Here is a 17,502-nt window from a genome sequence, read left to right on the forward strand (position 1 = left end):
GCTGGAGACCGGGTGGGCACGGCGGGGGGAGGCACGGCAGGAGGCACGGTGGTTGAGCGCCGAGCGCCGGCTCCTGGTGGCCACCGTCGACGACTTCTTCCGGGCAGGTCTGCACGAGGCCGCATGGCGGCTGGCGTTCTACCTGACCCCGCTGTTCGAGCTGGGCGCGCACCACGACGACTGGCACGCCACGACGGCGACCGGCCTCGACGCGGCCAGGGCGGCGGGCCACCGGCAGGGCGAGGCGCTGCTGCTGCGCGGCCTGGCCGATCTGCACAGGGCCGAGGGGCGCACCGAGGCGGCCGCGGCGGCGTTGCGGGCGGCGCAGCCGCTGGTCGAAGGGCTGGAGCTGGCCCGGATCACGCTGCGGCTCGGCCTGGTCCAGACACGCGCGGACGAGGCCGAGCGGGCCTTCACCCGTGCGCTCCAGGTCTTCGATGAGGCGGGCGACCGGCGCGGCAGGGCCGACGCCTTACGCGCTCTCGGCGCGCTGCGCATGGACGCGGGCCCGCTGGAGGCGAGCCTGGCCGCGTACCGGGAGTTGGGTGATCCGCTGGGCGAGGCGGGGGTGCTGCTCGTGCTGGCCGAGCTCTCCAGGACGGAGGGGGTTCCCGCCGAGGCGGAGGCCTCGGCGCGGGCGGCGCTGAAGACCTTCACCTCGTACGGGGACCGGAGGGGCGCCGCGCAGGCGCTGCTGGCCCTGGCCCGGGCGATGCTCGACCTGGCCGATCTCGAAGGGGCGCTTGAGGCCCTTATGAGTGCTATGGGAGAGTTTGACGGCCTCGGTGATGACCAGGGCAAGGCCGAGGCCCAGCGGCTCGCACAAGAAACGCGCAGGCGAAGCGGACTATGCACATCCTGAAGGTCGCTTTCCTACGGTGAGGGTCACATCCCCGAGGACGAAGGTGATCACGATATGCGTAAGACGATCGCGTTGACCCTCGCGGCCGTCGCACTGGCGGGCTGCGGCATGCTTCCCGGCCAGCCGGGCGGCGGGGGCGAGGAGAGGCAGCCGCAGACCACCGCCCCGGAGGCGCCGGAGTCCTCCTCCGCGGAGGAGCGGCAGAGCCGGCCAGCGGGGCAGCAGAGCGCGCCCCCGCAGGAGACGGAGGCGATCTCCACCCGGGAGACGAACGTCGGCGCCGGCAACACGTACGGCAAGGCCAAGGTCGACGTCACCGCGCTCCAACGCCAGGGCAGGACGATCAGCCTCAACTGGACGGTCACCGCCCTCGACGGCAAGGTCAACCTGCACAACGGCATGAGCGAGAGCCCACTCGACTTCACCGTGTCGGCCGTCTCCCTGATCGACCCGGTCAACGCCAAGCGCTACCGGGTGGCCCGCAACGGCACGGGCGAAGACGCCGAGTGCGTGTGCTCGGGCACCCAGGGCCAGTTCCTGGAGAAGGGCGACTCGTCCACGTTGTACGCGGTCTTCGCCGCCCCGCCCGCCGACGTCACGAAGATCAACGTCGAGATGCCGATGTTCGGCGTGTTCACCGATGTTCCGATCTCTTAGCCTCGCGTTGTCCCTCGTGGTGTCGCCGGCGCCCAGCACGCCTCCGGACGCGACCGGGGTGGTGGAGGACCTCGTGCTGCCCGTGGAGGACGTCATCGGCGAGGTCGAGTCGCTGGACGGCACGCAGAGCGAGTCCAAGCAGGGCCGCGAGGTGACGGTCGCGCTCACCAGCGACGTACTGTTCGAGCTGGACAAGTGGAAGCTGACCGGCAAGGCCGAGCAGCGGCTCAAAGAGGTCGCCGGGAAGATCGACGCGGAGGGCGCGGGCGGCGTCGTCAAGATCGAGGGGCACACGGACGACCAGGGGAGCGACTCCTACAACGTCACGCTCTCGCAGCGCCGGGCGCGGGCCGTCCAGGCGGCCGTGCGCGGGTTGCTGACCGGTTCGGGCGTGACGCTCCAGGCGAAGGGGTACGGCGAGAGCCGGCCCAAGCTGCCCAACCTGGTGGACGGCAAGCCCATGGAGAAGAACCGGGCCAGGAACCGCCGCGTCGAGATCGTCTTCACCGCCAAGCAGTGATCCCGGGGGTCAATCGCCCTGCAACTGCCCCAGCGTCACGGTGATCGTCTCCCGCTTCCCACCCGAGCGGATGACCCCCACGCGCACCTCGTCGCCGGGCTCGAACGCCGTGATGGCCTCGGCCAGCTCGGCCATGGTCGGCGTCTCCTCGTCGTTGATCGAGACGATCACGTCGCCCGCCCGGATGCCGGCCTTCTCCGCGCCCCCGCCGCGCTCGACCCCGGCGACGCCCACGCCGGAGGGCTGCCCGTCGTCGCCGACGATCGTGCTGCCCCTGATGCCCAGCGCCGCCCGGTGGGTGTTGGTGACCTTGCCGTCCTTGACGATCTGGGCGGCGATGTCGGTGGCGGTGTTGCTGGGGATCGCGAAGCCGATGCCGGGAGCCGCGCCCCCGCCGAGGTCGGGGTCCGTGGCGGCGAGGGTCGGGATGCCGATCACCTGACCCGACAGGTCCACGAGTGCGCCGCCGCTGTTGCCGGGGTTGATCGCGGCCGAGGTCTGGATCGCCCCGGCGATCGTGGCTCCGGGTGAGCCGGCGGACTGCGGTTCTGTGACCGTACGGCCGACCGCCGAGACGATGCCGTTCGTCACGCTGCCCGAGAACCCCAGCGGGTTGCCCATGGCGAGGACGATCTGCCCGACCCGCAGCTTCGACGAGTCGCCGAACTTCGCCGGCCGCAGGCCGTCGGGCCGGTCCACCTTGATCACCGCGAGGTCTCCCAGGGGGAACGTCTCGACGAGCTTGGCCGGGCGCGGCGGGCCGCCGCTGGCGAGCGTGACCTCCATCTCCTCGGCCTGGCCGACCACGTGCGCGTTGGTGACGATGTGCCCGGCCGTGTCGAACACGACGCCGGATCCGAGGCCCACCTTCGTGGTGATCTGCACGATGGACGGCAGGACGTTCGTGATGACCCGCTCGTACGCCGCCTCGAGCGGGAGCCGCGCCACTGTGGGCGAGTCGGTCGGGGAGGCGGTCTCGGCCGGCGAGGTGGTGCCCGTTCCCGTCGGTGTGGTGGCACCCGGTGGCTGCGGGGGCGCCCCGCAGCCTGCGAGCAACATCGCGGCGGCCGCTAGTCCTGCGACGAACTCCCTCATACAGGGCTTTGTGCCCAGCTCATCTTGAAAGATACGCTTCTCGGACGTTGCGCCTGCTCAGCTTGCCTGTCGGCGTACGCGGCAACGACGCGCGGTATTCGATCACCCGCGGATGTTTCATCCGGGCCAGCCGGGGCTCGCAGTGGCGCAGCAGATCGGCGGTGAGCTCCGCGCCACCCGAGACGCCCGCCGCGGGCTGCACGAGCGCCACGACCTTCTGCCCCCACTCGGGGTCGGGCACGCCGATCACAGCGACGTCCGCCACGGACGGGTGCTCCATCAGCGCCGCCTCGATCTCGGCCGGATAGATGTTGACCCCGCCGGAGATGATCAGGTCGGTCCGGCGGTCGAGCAGGAACAGGTAGCCGTCGTCGTCGAGATAGCCGATGTCCCCCGGGGTGTACGCCCGCCCCCGCATGGCCGCCGCCGTCTTGCCGGGGTCGCGGTGGTATGCGAACCGGTTGATCCCGTCGACGTACACCTGGCCCGGCGAGCCGGGCGGCACCTCCTCGCCGTCCTCGCCGACGATCGTGAACGTCATGCCGTCCAGCGCCCTGCCGACCGTGCCCGGCCTGGCCAGCCACTCCTGCGAGGACACCATGGTCACCACAGCCGCCTCGGTGGAGCCGTAGTACTCCCACAACACCGGTCCCAGCCAGTCGATCATCGCCTTCTTGACGGCCGGCGGGCACGGCGCGGCGCCGTGGTAGAGGTGGGTGAGGGACGACAGGTCGTACGACTCCCGGTCGCTCACCCCGAGCAGCCGGTGGAACATCGTGGGCACCATGAAGGCGTTCGTCACCCGGTGCCGCTCGATCAGCCGCAGCGCGCCGGCCGCCTCGAACCGTTCCGGTGCCACGATCGCGTGCCCGAACTGCAGCGCCATCATCGCCTGCCCGTACGGCGCCGAGTGGTAGAGCTGCGAGCACACCAGGTGCACCCCGCCCATCGGCAGCCCGAAGTGCCGCCAGCTCTTGCGCATCAGGATCGGGTACAGCTCCTCGGGCGTCAGGTCCAGCAGCCGCCGCCGCACGCCCTTGGGCCGGCCCGTGGTGCCCGAGGTGTAGAGCATCATCGATCCGGCCCTGCGGTGCTCGGGGGCGACGGCGGGCGCGCCGGTCACGAGGTCGTCGACCGTGAGCGCGTCCGGTGCGATCACCGCGGTGGCGCCGCAGTCGGTCACGATGTAGTCGATCTCCTCGGCCGTGTAGTGCCAGTTGACCGGCACCAGGTACGCGCCGATCTGGTAGGTCGCCAGCATCATGGTGAGGGCGTCGAGCCCGTTCTTCAGCACGGTGACCACGCAGTCGCCAGGGCCGGTTCCGCGCACGGTCAGTCCGTTGGACGCTCGGTTCACACGGTCGAGCAGCGCTCCGTAGGCGACCTCCTTGTCGCCGAGCAGGGCGGGGCGTTCAGGGTCGTTGGCCGCGATCTCGTAGAAACCCCTCATGTTCGCTGACCCTACAGAATAAGATTCTGCAAGGGGAATAGAGGATTTATGCCTCGCCGACGTGACGTAACCTCAAGGCCATGGCGGACGTCGGCGACCAGAGACCTGAACATGATCCACCCACCACCCCGTTCCGCAAGATCGTCCTGCCCGCCGAGGAGACGGTCCAGATCGCCCGGCCGTCGGCGCAGGGGTCGTCCACTCCGGTGAAACCCGCTGGTCAACCCACGAAGCAGCCCCAGAGCCGGCCCGGCGGCCAGCCGCCCGGGCAGGGCGGCGACCCGCCGCAGAGCCAGCCGCCTGGTCAGGCTGGGAACCAGGCGCCGAATGCCGGAAACCAGGCGCCGGGCCGGTCGGGGAACCAGGCACCGAATGCCGGAAGCCAGCCTGCGAGTGCCGGGAACCAGCCGCCGAACGCCGGGAGCCGGCCCCCGGGTGCCGGGAACCCGCCTCAGGGCGGCCCCGGTGGCCAGGGCGGCCAGGGTGGTCACCAGCCTCCGCGGCCCCTGCACCAGCCGCCGAATCAGCCGCCGAATCAGCCGCCGAATCAGCCCCCGAATCAGCCGCCGAATCAGCCACGGAATCTGCCACCGCACCAGCCGCCACCCGCGCAGCCGTTCATGCAGCCGCAGGCTCATCCGGTGCCGCAGCGCACGGCCAAGCCGGCGTCCCGCGGTCTCGGCGACATCCCGATCAAGGTCGTCTACCTGGCCGGCGCGAGCCTCGCGACCGTCCTGGCCGTGCTGCTGGTCTTCGTGGTCTTCTCCGGCGACGTGCCCGCCAACCAGGGGCAGCCGGAGGAGGTAGTCGCCGTCGCTCCCGTGCCGAGCTCGGCCACCCCGTCGGCGTCGGCCAGCCCGACGGTCACCGAGAGCCCGATCGTGTTGCCGCCGGTGCCGGAGAGCAAGAAGTTCCCGACGTTGTCCGGCAAGGCGGCCAAGGTCACCGGCACCATCACCGACAAGAACACCGGGATCAAATATCCACGCCTGGCCTCACCGTGGAAGGCCAGGTCGTTCCCGCCGTTCTCGATCGCGCAGCGGATCGGCGAGGTGGCCATCCCGCACACGTTGATCGCCTCGGCGAAATACCCCGGCGACGCGCCGGACAAGAAGCCGTCCTCCAACGCCGACTACCGCGCGATCGCCACGGAAGCGGCCCGCTGGACCATCCGCACGCAATATCCCAAGGGAGCCACGCTCGCGTGGACGGCCTCGCAGAAGATCCCGGTCGGCAAGGGATGGACGCTCGGCTACAAGGTCACCTACACCTTCGACGGCAAGGAGCAGGTCGCCCAGGCCATGGTGACGGTGGTCGAGGTGGGCAGGACGAAGCCGACGTTGCTCATGGCCTCCATTCCCGAGACGAACAAGGAGCGCTGGCGTGACCTGAGCACCATCGTGAAGAAGGTTCGCCCGCTCTAGGCCAGAAGCATCCTCTAGAATATGGTTCTGGCATGGCGCCGGACCTGGCTGGAGGATGAGCATGGCGATCGGTTTGAGCGAGGAGCACGGGGCGCTCCGCGAGTCGGTGAGCGGCTGGGCGGAGCGCAACATCCCGGCGGAACTGCTGCGCGCCGAGGTGGACGGCCGCCCGCCGTTCTGGCCGGGGCTCGCCGAGCAGGGGCTGCTCGGCTTGCACCTGCCCGAGGAGTCGGGTGGGTCCGGCTACGGGCTGCTGGAGACCGCCGTGGCCGTGGAGGCGCTGGCCGAGCGGATGGCGCCGGGGCCGTACGTGCCGACCGTGCTGGCCGGCGCGGTGATCCACGCCTCCAAGCGGCACGATCTGCTGGAGGGCCTCGGCGACGGCACGCTCACGGGCGCTGTCGCCCTGACCGGCTCACTGACCGGCATCCGTGACGACGACGGCTCCCTGGTCGTCTCCGGCACGGCCGAGCCCGTGCTCGGCGGCTCCCTGGCGGACGTGCTGGTGTTGCCGGTGACCACGCCGGAGGGCGAGGAGTGGGTCGTGGTCGACGCCTCCGCAGCCACGGTCACCGCGCTCCCGTCGCTCGACCTGACCAGGCCGGTGGCCCGGGTGGAGCTCGCGGACGCGGCCGTGCCAGCGGAGCGGGTGCTCGACGGCGTCGAGGGCACCGACGTCCGCAACCTGGCGGCGATCGTGCTCGGCGCGGAGGCGGCGGGACTGGCCTCGTGGTGCGTCACGGCGGCCGCGGAGTACGCCAAGGTACGCGTGCAGTTCGGCCGCCCGATCGGGCAGTTCCAGGGCATCAAGCACAAGCTCTCCCGCATGCTGGTCGCGCTGGAGCAGGCCCGTGCCACGGTCTGGGACGCCACCAGGGCGGCGGAGCGGCGCGCCGGTCCCGGGGAGCAGGTGGAGGCCCCCGAGAGCGCGACCGTCAGCGCGGCGAAGGAGCTGGAGTTCGCCGCGGCCGTCGCCGGCGTGATGGCGCCCGACGCGGCCATCCAGTGCGCGAAGGACGCCATCCAGACGTTCGGCGGCATCGGCTACACCTTCGAGCACGACGTGCACCTCTACTATCGCCGCGCGCTCACCCTGCGGGCCCTGCTCGGCTCGTCGTCCGAGTGGGCCGCCACGGTCGCCTCGCTCTCCCTGCAGGGTGTCTCCCGCTCGATGGAGATCGACCTGCCGGAGGACGCGGGGGAGCTGCGCGAGTCGATCCGCGCCGAGATCGCGGAGATCGCCGGGCTGGAGGGCAAGGAGCAGAAGCGGGCGCTCGCCTCCCGCGGTTTCGTCATGCCCCATCTGCCCAGGCCGTGGGGCCGCGACGCCAAGCCGCTCGAGCAGGTGCTGATCGCGCAGGAGCTCAGGGCCGCGAAGGTCCGGCTGCCCCAGATGATCATCGGTGCCTGGGTGGTGCCGTCCATCGCCACGTACGGCACCCAGGAGCAGCAGGAACGGTTCCTGCCCAAGACGCTCAGCGGAGAGATGATCTGGTGCCAGCTGTTCTCCGAGCCCGGCGCCGGATCCGACCTGGCCTCGCTGCAGATGAAGGCGGAGTCGGTCGAGGGCGGCTGGAAGCTCACCGGCCAGAAGATCTGGACCTCCGTCGCGCACGTGGCCGAGTGGGGCATCTGCATCGCCCGCAACTCTGGCGAGGGCTCCAAGCACGAGGGCATCACGTACTTCCTGGTCGACATGAAGGCCCCCGGCGTCACGGTCCGGCCGCTGACCGAGATGACCGGCGAGAACCTGTTCAACGAGGTCTTCCTCGACGACGTGTTCGTCCCCGACGACCTGGTCGTGGGCGAGGTCGGCGAGGGGTGGAAGGTCGCCCGCAACACGCTGTCCAACGAGCGGGTCTCGCTGTCGTCCGGCTCGGGCGGCACCGGCGCCTCCGTGCCCGACCTGCTCGGCCTGGCCGGGCGGCTCGGCCGCGAGGTGTCGCCCTCGGAGGCGCAGCAGGTGGCCGGGGTGGTCTGCGAGGGCCACTCCATCAACGCGCTGTCGTTGCGGGTCACCCTCAAGCAGCTGGCCGGCTCCGAGCCGGGCGCGGACGCCTCCGTACGCAAGCTGCTGTCGACCTCCCACGCCCAGCACGTGTCCGAGACCGCCGTGGAACTGCTCGGTCCGGCGGCGGTGACGGCCGCCGACATGAAGCTCGGCGACGCCGGCTACTGGAACCGGGCGGTGCTCGCCACCCGCGCGATGACCATCTACGGCGGCACCACCGAGGTGCAGCTCAACATCATCGGCGAGCGCATGCTCGGCCTGCCGAGAGACCCTGAGCCCGGTAAGTAACGCATGTGAGCCTGTGGCGGCTACTCTCCCCTGTGCCTGGAATGTCCGGGGGCAGGGGAGAGGCGGTGCCGCGGTGGACGTCGAGCGGCCGTCGCCCGTGCCCCCGGCAGCCGTCCGCGCGCGCCTGACGTTCGCGCGGACGGCGCCCGCGCTGCTCGGCGCGGCCCTGGCGGCGCTGGCCCTGGGGCCCGCACTGGGCTGGGGCCTGGTGCTCAGGTACGACCTGCTCTTCGTGCCCGACGCGCCGCTGCTGCCGGACCGCGGCGGATTCCCCCGCGCCGTGCCCAGCGACCTGGTCGTGGCGATCGCGTCCCGGGCGCTGCCCGTGGAGATCGTGCAGAAGGGGCTGCTGGCCGGGATCTTCGTGCTGGCCGCGACCGGCGCGGCGGCGCTGGTGCCGCCGGAGCGCAGGCTGGCCCGGCTGGTCGCCGCGGCCTGCTTCGCCTGGAACATCTATCTCGCGCAGCGGCTCATGCTCGGCCAGTGGGCGCTGCTGCTCGGCGTGGCCGGGCTGCCATGGGCGGTGCGGGCCACGGGCCTGCGCTGGACCCGCCTGGCGGCGGCGCTCCTCCCCGCGGCGATCGGCGGGTTCCAGGCGATGCTGATCTCGGCGCTCACGCTGATGCCGATCGCCGTCGCGCGCCGCAGAGTGCCCGTGGTGGCCGGGCTCCTGGTGGTGTACAGCCTTCCGTGGGCGCTTCCCGCGCTCGGCTCGGGCGCGGTGACGGACCCGGCAGGGGTGGACGCGTTCGCGGCCCGCGCCGACGGTCCCTTCGGCGTGCTGGTCAGCCTCCTCTCGCTGGGCGGCATCTGGAGCGCCGACGCGGGGCCGCCCGGCCAGGAGTCGTGGTGGTCCGCCACCACGCGCCTGCTCCTGGTCGCGGCCGGCCTCTTCGGGTACGCCCGGCTCCGCTCCCGCCCCGACCGGCCCGCGTGGTGGGGCGGGCTCGCCGTGGCGGCCGCGGCCGGGTTCTGCGTCGCCGCGCTGGGGGCGTTCCCGGCGGGGCGGGAAGCGCTCAAAGCGCTCATCGCGCTGTGGCCGGGATTCGGGCCGCTGCGCGACGGCCAGGTCTATCTGGCGCCGCTCGTCCTGGTGACGGCGCTCGGCCTGGCTGCGGCGCTGCGGTCGGGCGCGCCGGCGCTCGTAGGAGTGGTGGCGCCGGTGCTGGTGCTGCCCACGCTGGCGTTCGGGGCGTTCGGGCGGCTGGGGGTGGCCACGTACCCGCCCGAGTGGCGGGCCGTGCAGCGGATCGTCAACGACGACCCGGCCCCCGGCGCGCTGGTGTCGTTGCCCTGGGGCGCGCACCGGGCCTTCGCCTGGAACGGCGGCCGGGTCGTGCTCGATCCGGCGACCAAGCTCTTCGAGCGCCGGGTGATCGCGGACGACACCCTCTTCGTCGGCCTGCCGGACGGCGGCCGGCTGCGCGTACGCGGCGAGGACCCGCTCAACCGGCGCGTCGCCGGGCTCCTGGCCGCCGGTGACTACGCGGGCCTGCCCGCCAGGTACGTCCTGGTGGCGGCGAGTCAGAACGAGTTCTCCCTCGAACCGGCCGGCTGGAAGACGGTTTTCCGCGGTGAAGAGCTCCACTTGCTGCGGCGTTGACCGGCTGTTTCGTGATATACCGGAGGGTAACTTGCTTTATCACGGTTTGACCAATGTTATGGATTCGGGGCGGAACAGGTTCTAGTCTCGGCACACTGCGCCACAGATCGGAAGGAGTGCTCTGTTGTTGCGACTTCTCGTGGCCCTGGCCATCGGAGCTCTGCTGGCGGTCGGAGCCTCCGTCGCCGTGGTCAATGTGGCGTCACCCACCCTGACCCCGCCGAACCAGCCGCTCTACAACTACGGCACCAGGTGACCCTGTCCCTTTGACGGGTCGTACCAGCTCAACGGCGTCGTACCAGCTCAACAGCACAGGGGCTGGCTTCGCCATGCCCGCGCGCCCGCTGTGAGGAGTGACGGTGGTCTTTACCGGTGAGCCGGAGGCGGCAGCCCCGCCCGCGCCGCGGGCCGGCGGCGAAGGGGGAGAGCGGCCTCTCTCGGGAATCCGCGTCGCCATGCTCAACTTCCGCGAGCCCCGGCAGTCGACCGCCGGCGGCGCCGAGGAGTACGCCTGGCAGGTCAGCCGGTTCCTGCTGGCCCAGGGGGCCGTGGTGACCTTCGTGACCGGCCGCCAGCGGGGACAGCGGCGCGCCGAGATCCTGGAGGGCATCCGGCTGCGCAGGATGGGCAACCCCTACCTGGTCTATGTGCTGGTGCCGCTCTGGTTGTTGTTCCGCCGGCGCCGGGTCGACGCCGTCATCGACACGATGAACGGCATCCCCTTCTTCTCGCCCCTCGTCGTACGCCGCCGCACACCCGTGCTCTGCCTCGTCCACCACGTCCACGACCGGCAGTTCCACGCCTTCCTCCCGCGCTGGCTGGCCAGGATCGGCTGCTTCGTCGAGGGGCCGGTCGCCCGGCTGCTCTACCGCCGCTGCCTGACGATCACCGTCTCGGAGTCGTCCAAGCAGGAGCTGGCCGGGAAGCTGCGCTGGCTCGCCCCGATCACCGTCGTGCCCAACGGCTGCGCCGAGCCCGAGACGGTCACGCCGGAGCCAGAACAGGGCGAGCCCACGATCGTGTACGCGGGGCGGCTCGTCGGGCACAAGCGCATCGAGCGGGTCGTCGATCTGGCCGCCCGCCTTGACACGTCGTGGCCGGGGCTGACCGTGCACGTCATCGGGCGCGGCCCGGAACAGGGCCCGCTGGCCCGGCGGATCGTGGACAACGGGCTCCACGGGCGGGCCGTGTTGCACGGATACCTGCCGGCGGCGCGTAAGAACGCGCTGCTCGGCGCCGCGCACCTCAACGTGACGGCCTCGGAGTTCGAAGGCTGGGGCCTGACCGTGATCGAGGCCGCCGCCCTCGGGGTCCCGACGGTGGCCTACGACGTGGCGGGACTGCGCGACTCCGTGCGCCACGGCGTCACCGGATGGCTCGTGGGCGAGGACGAGTGCCTGGCCGACGTGGTCGAACGGGCGCTGAAGGAGCTGTCGGACCCGTGCCGCAGGGCCGAGGTGGCCGACGCCTGCCGGGCCTGGGCCCGGGAATTTACGTGGGCCCGAACTGGGGCTAGCATAACCGGACTTATCCTGGCGAAACTCCAAGATCGCGGCGGAGCCTATCAGTGACCCAAGCCTCGCCTGGACTCCACGAAGAACTCGCGGAGCCCGCCGCCGAGAGCTACGAGATCCGGGTCAGGCACAGGCTGCGGCTCTTCGCCTCCTGCCTCCTGCTCGGCGCCATCGCGTTCAACACCGCGACCGAGAAGATCATCCCCGAGACCAAACTCGACATGGCGGTCAATCCGCTGGGATTCCTCGGCCGGGCCCTGCACCTGTGGGACGGCGCCTACTTCGGCCACCTGCAGAACCAGGCCTACGGCTACCTCTTCCCCATGGGACCGTTCTACGCGCTCTGTCTCAAGCTGGGCATGGACTCCTGGATGGTCCAGCGGTTGTGGATGTCCCTGGTTCTCTGCACCGCCTTCCTCGGCGTGGTGCAACTCGCCCGCGCCCTGCGCGTCGGCGGCCCGTACACCCGCGTGATCGCCGGCTTCGTGTACGCCCTCGCACCGCACGCGCAGGCGCTCATCGGCATCAACTCCTCGGAGTTCCTGCCCAGCGCGGTCCTGCCGTGGATCGTTCTCCCCCTGGTCAAGGGCGCCAGAGGCGAGCTGTCGGCACGCCGGGCGGCCGGGTTGTCGGCGCTCGCCTTCCTCTTCTGCGGGGGCGTCAACGCCGTGGCGGAGTACGCCGTACTCGCCGTGCCGCTGCTCTACCTGCTGACCCGGCGCGGCGGGCCGGACAAACGGCGGCTCGTCGCCTGGTGGCTGCCGCTCATCGTGCTCGCCTCGATGTGGTGGCTCGCGCCGCTGCTGACGCTCGGCGGCTACATCTTCTCCTTCCTGCCCTACATCGAGACCGCCAGCGCGACGACCGGCGTCACCTCACTGGTCAACACGTTGCGCGGGACGTCGAGCTGGCTCAGCTTCCTCAACGTGGACGGGCAGACCTGGCTGCCGGACGCCCACCAGCAGTCCACGGTCCCGTGGCTGATCGTGGTCACCGCCGCCGTGTCGGCGGCGGGCCTGGCAGGCCTCGCCTCCCGCAGGATGCCGGAGCGGCCCTTCCTCCTGATCAGCCTGCTGTGCGGGGTCGCCGTCATCACCACGGGCCATCCGGGCACCCCCCACCACGAGCTCATGGTGCAGCTGCTGGACGGCCCGCTCGCCGCCTTCCGCAACCTGCACAAGTTCGACGCGCTGATCAGGTTGCCCGTGGCGCTCGGGGTCGCCGGTCTCCTGGCCACGGCGCGCCCGCGCCTGCGCGTGCCCCTGACCGCCGTGACGGCCGGGCTCGTGGGGCTCTCGGGCCTGCCCATCCTGTACGCCGGGCTCGCGCCGGCCGGCGGCTTCACCACGATCCCCGACTACTGGAAGCAGGCCATCTCCTGGGTCGGCCGCAACGCCGGCGACGGGATGGTGCTGGCCGTGCCGGGGGCCAAACGCGGAGAGTACCTCTGGGGGCGCCCGCTCGACGAGCCGCTGCAGGCGCTCTCGCAGGTCCGCTGGGCCACGCACACCATCGTGCCGTGGGGGTCGGCCGGCATCTCGCGGCTGATGGCGGCCGTCGACGATCGCCTGTCCGCCGGCGTGGGGTCCGCGGGGCTCACGGCCACGCTGCGCCGCATGGGGGTGACGTACCTGGTGGTCCGTAATGACCTGGATCGCGCCACCATCGGCTCGGCCTGGCCGGCGCGCGTGCACCAGGCGCTGGAGGACTCGCCCGGCATAGAGCTCGCGGCCCGGATGGGCCCGGGCGTGGGCATCGGCCAGTACGGCAAGGCCTCCGCCTGGCTGGACCAGCCCTACCCCGCGGTCGAGATCTACAAGGTGCCCGGTGCCGCGCCGCTCGTCGGCACCGTCGACGCCACCCGCCCGCTGCGCGTCGGAGGAGCCCCCGAGGCCGTGCTCGACCTGGCCGAGCAGGGGCTCCTGGACGACGACAGGCCCGTGCTGCTCAACGACGACGACGGCCGCGTCGAGGTGCCAGGGCACGACACCGTGCTGACTGACACGCTGCGCCGGCGCGAGATCGCCTACCCCGATCTGCGCCGCAACTCCAGCGCCACGCTCACCGCGGCCGAGCCGTTCCGTGGCGACTCGCCGTCGAACGACATCCTGGACCCGGGGTGGGAGCGGTACCTCACCACGGCCACGTTCACCGGGATCGCGAGCGTCACGGCGTCCAGCTCCGAGGCGGACGTCACGGCGGCTCCGGGGAGCAGGGAGCCCGGCCACCAGCCGTTCGCCGCGCTCGACGGCGACCGGCGCACCAGCTGGCGTTCCACCGGCTGGAACGGCGCGGTCGGCGAGTGGATCGAGGTCGCCCTCACCGAGCCGCTGGACGTCGCCACGATCCAGGTCTCCTTCGAGAACTCGTCCATCGGTCCTCGGCCCGCCGAAGTGGTGGTGGAGACCGACACCGGCGCGCTGCGCCAGAAGGTGCGCGCCACCTCGGACGCCCAGGAGCTGGTGGTGCCGGAGGGCCCGGTCGACCGGCTGCGCCTGAAGGTGGTGTCCACCGCCCACGAGCCGGAGACCAGGCTCGGCGGCCGGGTCGGGATCACGGAGCTGACCATTCCAGGGGTGCGCCCCAGCCGCTCCATCACCGTGCCGGACCCGGGCACAAAAGGACTCGTGCCGGACCCGGGCACACAGGGCTCGGGCTCTGGCGAGCCCGCTGTGGTCGCGTTCAGCAGGACCGGTGACTTTCCCGGTTGCGTCAGGGGCTCGCTCGCCTGGAGTTGTGCCAAGGGCCACGAGGTCCTGGGTGACGACGGTCACGGGTTCGACCGCTCCTTCACCGTCAGGGAGGACGGCTCGTACGAGCTCTCCGGCCGTACGGTGCTCACCGAGCGCACGGCCATCGAGCGGCTGACCACGTTGCCCGGCGACGCCGTGAAGGTGCGGGCGTCCTCGACGGCGGTCGAGCACGGCGCGGCCGCCGGCCGGTGGGCGTTCGACGGAGACCCGAAGACCGCGTGGTTCGCCGACCCGCTCGACCCGAAGCCCACGCTGAGCGTCGAGCTGGCTCGTAAGACGCGGTTGTCGCACATCCGCGTCGTCACGCCCGACTCCTACCTCGGGGCTCCTCCCGTCCGCGTGACGATCCGCGCCGAGGGCGGCGTCAGGCAGAGCTGGGTGGGCCGGGACGGCATCATCCGTTTCCCCGCCATGGAGGCGAAGAAGATCGAGCTGGAGTTCGGCGCGTCGGGCGGCCGGCCCGTCGAGATCACCGACGTCTCGTTCCCCGGGGTACGCCCGCTCGGCGCCCTGACCGGCTTCCCGCTCCGCGTGCCCTGCGGGTTCGGGCCCACGTTCACCGCCGGTGGCGAGACCGTGCACACCAAGATCGTCGACGGCTCGCTGAACGACGTGGTCACCGGCAAGCCCGTCGCGTTCGAGAGCTGCGAGCCGCTGCGGCTGGAGTCCGGCCAGGCGCGGCTGTCCCTGCGGCCGGGCGACGCCTACCGCGTCGAGTCGGCGATCGTCCGCCACGAGGACGCCGGCCAGGAGGTCGCGCCCGTGGAGATGGGCGAGGTGGCCGTGACGTCGTGGGAGGCCGGGGAGCGCGTGGTCCAGGTCGGCGTCACGAAGGACTCCTACCTGGTCGTCAACGAGAACTTCAACCCCGGCTGGCGGGCCAGGCTGGGCGCCGTCGAGCTCAAGCCGGTCCGGCTCGACGGCTGGCGGCAGGCGTGGTTCCTCCCGTCGCACGTCGCGGGCGCGGTCACGCTCACGTACGAACCCGACTCCCGCTACCGCGCGGGACTGGCCGCGGGCGGCGGTCTGGCGCTGCTGGTCGTGCTGCTGGCCCTGGTCAGGACGGCCCCGCCCGCGCGCCATCGGGCCCTGGTCCGTCCCGCACGCCTGCGCGTGGCCCATCTGGCGCCGTTCGCCGTCGCGCTGGGTTTCTGGACAGGCGGACCGGTGGGCGCCGGGGTCGCCGGCGCCGTCTATGCGGTGGGGGCGTGGTCGCGTTCGCTGCGCGCGGCCGAGCACGCGCGCGTGCCGCGGTGGCGGCGCCTGCTGCTCGGTCCGCCGGGCGGCGTCGCCCTCTTCATGGCTGCCGCGGTCCTGGTGGCCGCCGGTGTCGACGGCCTCTGGCCGCAGCTCCTCTGCCTGCCCCTCCTCGCGCAGTTGCTCGCCGAGATCCCCGCCAGGCGGGCCGCGCGGACGTCCGAACTTCCCGTACCCGTCGCCGCGGGCGGCCCGACCATGACGAGTGTTCCGTGAGCCAGACGACCGAGCCGCGCACCGGGATGGTCATCACCGTCCCGGCCCCGATCGCCCGCACCGCCGCGGCGGCGTCCCGGTGGGCCGGTCGGCACGGGGTGCTGCTGGCCGCACTCGTGCTCATCGGCGCGGCCATGGCGTGGAAGGCGGCCATCGCCCAGAACGCCTACTTCAAGGAGGACGACTTCGAGTTCGTGGCCAGGGCGATGGAGAACGATCTCTCCTTCGACTACCTGACCCGCATCCACTTCGGGCAGTTCATGCCGGGCGGTTTCCTGCTCGCCTGGCTGTCGGCCAGGCTGGAGCCCTTCGGCTGGGGGTACGCGGCGGGCATGGTCCTGGCGCTGCACGCCTGCGCCGCCGTGGCCGTGCTGCGCATGCTCCGCGTCGTGTTCGGCGCCCGGCCCGCGATCCTCGCGCCGCTCCTCGTCTTCCTCGTCGCACCCGTCACCGTCCCCGTGCTCGCGTGGTGGGCGGCAGGGCTCAACACCGTCTTCCTGCAGGTCGCCCTGCCCATGGCGGTCGCCTCGCACTGGCACCACCTGCGGACCGGCCGGTTGCGGCACGCCGTGGCCGCCGCGCTGTGGGTGCTGTTCGGGCTGCTGGGGTTCGTCAAGGGCTTCGCGCTGCCGCTGGCGTTGCTCGCCCTCACGGCGATCTATCACGGCGGTCTCCGCCGTGCGCTGCGCGGGCACGTGGCGGCCTGGTCGATGCAGCTGGTCGTGCTGGCGGGCTTCGGCGCGCTCTACGTCCAGCGGTCGTCGTCGGCGCCCGGCACCGGGGCGCTGCCGATCTTCGACCAGGTGGCGGGCTTCCTGTGGGAGCTGCTGGGCAGCACCTTCGCCACGACCGTGCTGGGCGGTCCGTGGCGGTGGTTCGCCGGCAACGACTGGGGGGTCGTCTCGCCGCCGCTGCCTGTCGTGGTCGCCTCCCTGGTGACCCTCGCGGCCATGGTGGCGGTCACCACGTACTACCGCAGGCGCGCCGGCCTGGCGTGGGCGCTGCTGCTCGGCTACGTGCTCGTCGCCGACGCCCTTCCGGTGCTCTGGGGCCGGGTCCACCTGCTCGGCTCGTTCGCCGGCACGGACACGCGCTACGTCGCCGACGCCGTCCCGCTGGTCGCCCTGGTCGCCGGGCTCGTGCTGCTGCCGCTCCCGGGCGAGGCGGAGCCGTACCGGCGGGCGCTGCCCGCCAGGGAACGGGTGAGCGGGGTCTGCGGCGCGGCGCTCGGGCTGTTCGTGGGCGCGTCGCTGGTGTCGGTCTCGGCCTTCGCCGGGTACCTGGGCGCGGAACGGCGCTACCGCTACATCGAGACGGCCCGCGCGGAGCTGGCCAGGGCGGCGCCCGGCACGGTGATCTACGACCGGCTCGTGCCGCCCGACGTGCTGCCGAGCAGCTACGGCACCTACAGCCTGACGTCGAAGGTGCTGGGCGCGCTGGCCCCGCCGCGGCTCAGGGCCACGATGCAGGCGCCGCCCGCGGCGCTCGACGGGATGGTCTTCGACGATCAGGGTCGCCTGCGGCCCGTGGACGTCCAGGGCGTCCCGCTCGCTCCGCGCACCCGGGACCGGTGCTGGCCGGTCACCGGCGGAACCGTCCAGGTGCCGCTGGACAACCGGGTCACCCGCGCGGAGGGCACCCTGGTCAAACTCGGGTACGCCGCCCGCGCGGACACGAAGGTCACCCTGTGGATGGCGGACCGCGCCACCGACGTGGCGCTGCGGGCCGGCCTCGGCCGGGTGTTCGTGCTCGCGGAGCCGGGCGCCGACCGCATCGTCATCAACGACCTGCCGCCGGGCGTGTGCGTCGGCGACGTGACACCCGGGCGGGCGGTGCCGCGACCATGATCGTC

11 protein-coding genes and 1 pseudogene are annotated in these 17,502 nt (G+C 72.2%); 10 read left to right on the plus strand and 2 right to left on the minus strand.

The genetic code is table 11. From position 1 onward, the window contains the following. The 3 genes and pseudogenes from E1294_RS28025 to E1294_RS28035 all read left to right on the plus strand — a co-directional run. A pseudogene (locus tag E1294_RS28025) lies at window positions 1-862 on the plus strand (AfsR/SARP family transcriptional regulator); the annotation flags it as partial. Between the two features lie 54 nt (window positions 863-916). Next, entirely contained in the window at window positions 917-1,519 is a 603-nt protein-coding gene (locus tag E1294_RS28030) for a hypothetical protein (RefSeq protein WP_132513212.1), read from the plus strand. Beyond that, window positions 1,503-2,039: an OmpA family protein gene (locus tag E1294_RS28035; RefSeq protein WP_132513214.1), complete on the plus strand. Its 537-nt coding sequence runs from the start codon at window positions 1,503-1,505 to the stop codon at window positions 2,037-2,039. The genes E1294_RS28030 and E1294_RS28035 overlap by 17 nt, the downstream gene beginning before the upstream one ends. A gap of 9 nt (window positions 2,040-2,048) precedes the next feature. Here the strand turns inward: E1294_RS28035 and E1294_RS28040 are convergent, their stop codons facing one another. Beyond that, window positions 2,049-3,134 carry a S1C family serine protease gene (locus E1294_RS28040; protein ID WP_220447975.1) on the minus strand — a complete coding sequence of 362 codons (1,086 nt, stop codon included), beginning with the start codon at window positions 3,132-3,134 and terminating at the stop codon, window positions 2,049-2,051. A gap of 19 nt (window positions 3,135-3,153) precedes the next feature. Further along, the gene (locus E1294_RS28045; protein WP_132513216.1) at window positions 3,154-4,584 is read right to left on the minus strand and encodes an AMP-binding protein; all 1,431 of its coding nucleotides are present in this window, start codon (window positions 4,582-4,584) and stop codon (window positions 3,154-3,156) included. Between the two features lie 641 nt (window positions 4,585-5,225). Here E1294_RS28045 and E1294_RS52990 point away from each other — a divergent pair. From E1294_RS52990 to E1294_RS28075, 7 genes are all read left to right on the plus strand, one after another. Then, window positions 5,226-6,008 carry an iron-containing alcohol dehydrogenase gene (locus tag E1294_RS52990; protein ID WP_165977507.1) on the plus strand — a complete coding sequence of 261 codons (783 nt, stop codon included), beginning with the start codon at window positions 5,226-5,228 and terminating at the stop codon, window positions 6,006-6,008. A gap of 61 nt (window positions 6,009-6,069) precedes the next feature. Next, window positions 6,070-8,307 carry an acyl-CoA dehydrogenase family protein gene (locus tag E1294_RS28055; RefSeq protein ID WP_132513220.1) on the plus strand — a complete coding sequence of 746 codons (2,238 nt, stop codon included), beginning with the start codon at window positions 6,070-6,072 and terminating at the stop codon, window positions 8,305-8,307. A gap of 73 nt (window positions 8,308-8,380) precedes the next feature. Continuing rightward, window positions 8,381-9,910 carry an MmpA family trehalose lipid delivery protein gene (locus tag E1294_RS28060; RefSeq protein ID WP_246083330.1) on the plus strand — a complete coding sequence of 510 codons (1,530 nt, stop codon included), beginning with the start codon at window positions 8,381-8,383 and terminating at the stop codon, window positions 9,908-9,910. Between the two features lie 124 nt (window positions 9,911-10,034). Beyond that, window positions 10,035-10,166 (plus strand): hypothetical protein, encoded by a 132-nt coding sequence (locus E1294_RS57375; RefSeq protein ID WP_281284529.1) that lies wholly within the window; start codon window positions 10,035-10,037, stop codon window positions 10,164-10,166. 103 nt (window positions 10,167-10,269) lie between these two features. Continuing rightward, entirely contained in the window at window positions 10,270-11,481 is a 1,212-nt protein-coding gene (locus E1294_RS28065) for a glycosyltransferase family 4 protein (protein ID WP_246083331.1), read from the plus strand. Next, window positions 11,478-15,650, plus strand: a complete 4,173-nt coding sequence (locus E1294_RS28070; RefSeq protein WP_132513222.1) for an alpha-(1->3)-arabinofuranosyltransferase — start codon at window positions 11,478-11,480, stop codon at window positions 15,648-15,650. The genes E1294_RS28065 and E1294_RS28070 overlap by 4 nt, the downstream gene beginning before the upstream one ends. Beyond that, window positions 15,647-17,497: a hypothetical protein gene (locus tag E1294_RS28075; RefSeq protein WP_132513224.1), complete on the plus strand. Its 1,851-nt coding sequence runs from the start codon at window positions 15,647-15,649 to the stop codon at window positions 17,495-17,497. The genes E1294_RS28070 and E1294_RS28075 overlap by 4 nt, the downstream gene beginning before the upstream one ends. Window positions 17,498-17,502: the final 5 nt, after the last annotated feature.

Source organism: Nonomuraea diastatica, assembly GCF_004349015.1.
Lineage (GTDB): Bacteria > Actinomycetota > Actinomycetes > Streptosporangiales > Streptosporangiaceae > Nonomuraea > Nonomuraea diastatica.

Bases quoted from the DNA above. Each gene is read 5' to 3' on its own strand.
- E1294_RS28030 (WP_132513212.1), top strand. From the start codon at position 917: ATGCGTAAGACGATCGCGTTGACCCTCGCGGCCGTCGCACTGGCGGGC.
- E1294_RS28035 (WP_132513214.1), top strand. From the start codon at position 1,503: ATGTTCCGATCTCTTAGCCTCGCGTTGTCCCTCGTGGTGTCGCCGGCG.
- E1294_RS28040 (WP_220447975.1), bottom strand. From the start codon at position 3,134: ATGAGGGAGTTCGTCGCAGGACTAGCGGCCGCCGCGATGTTGCTCGCA.
- E1294_RS28045 (WP_132513216.1), bottom strand. From the start codon at position 4,584: ATGAGGGGTTTCTACGAGATCGCGGCCAACGACCCTGAACGCCCCGCC.
- E1294_RS28055 (WP_132513220.1), top strand. From the start codon at position 6,070: ATGGCGATCGGTTTGAGCGAGGAGCACGGGGCGCTCCGCGAGTCGGTG.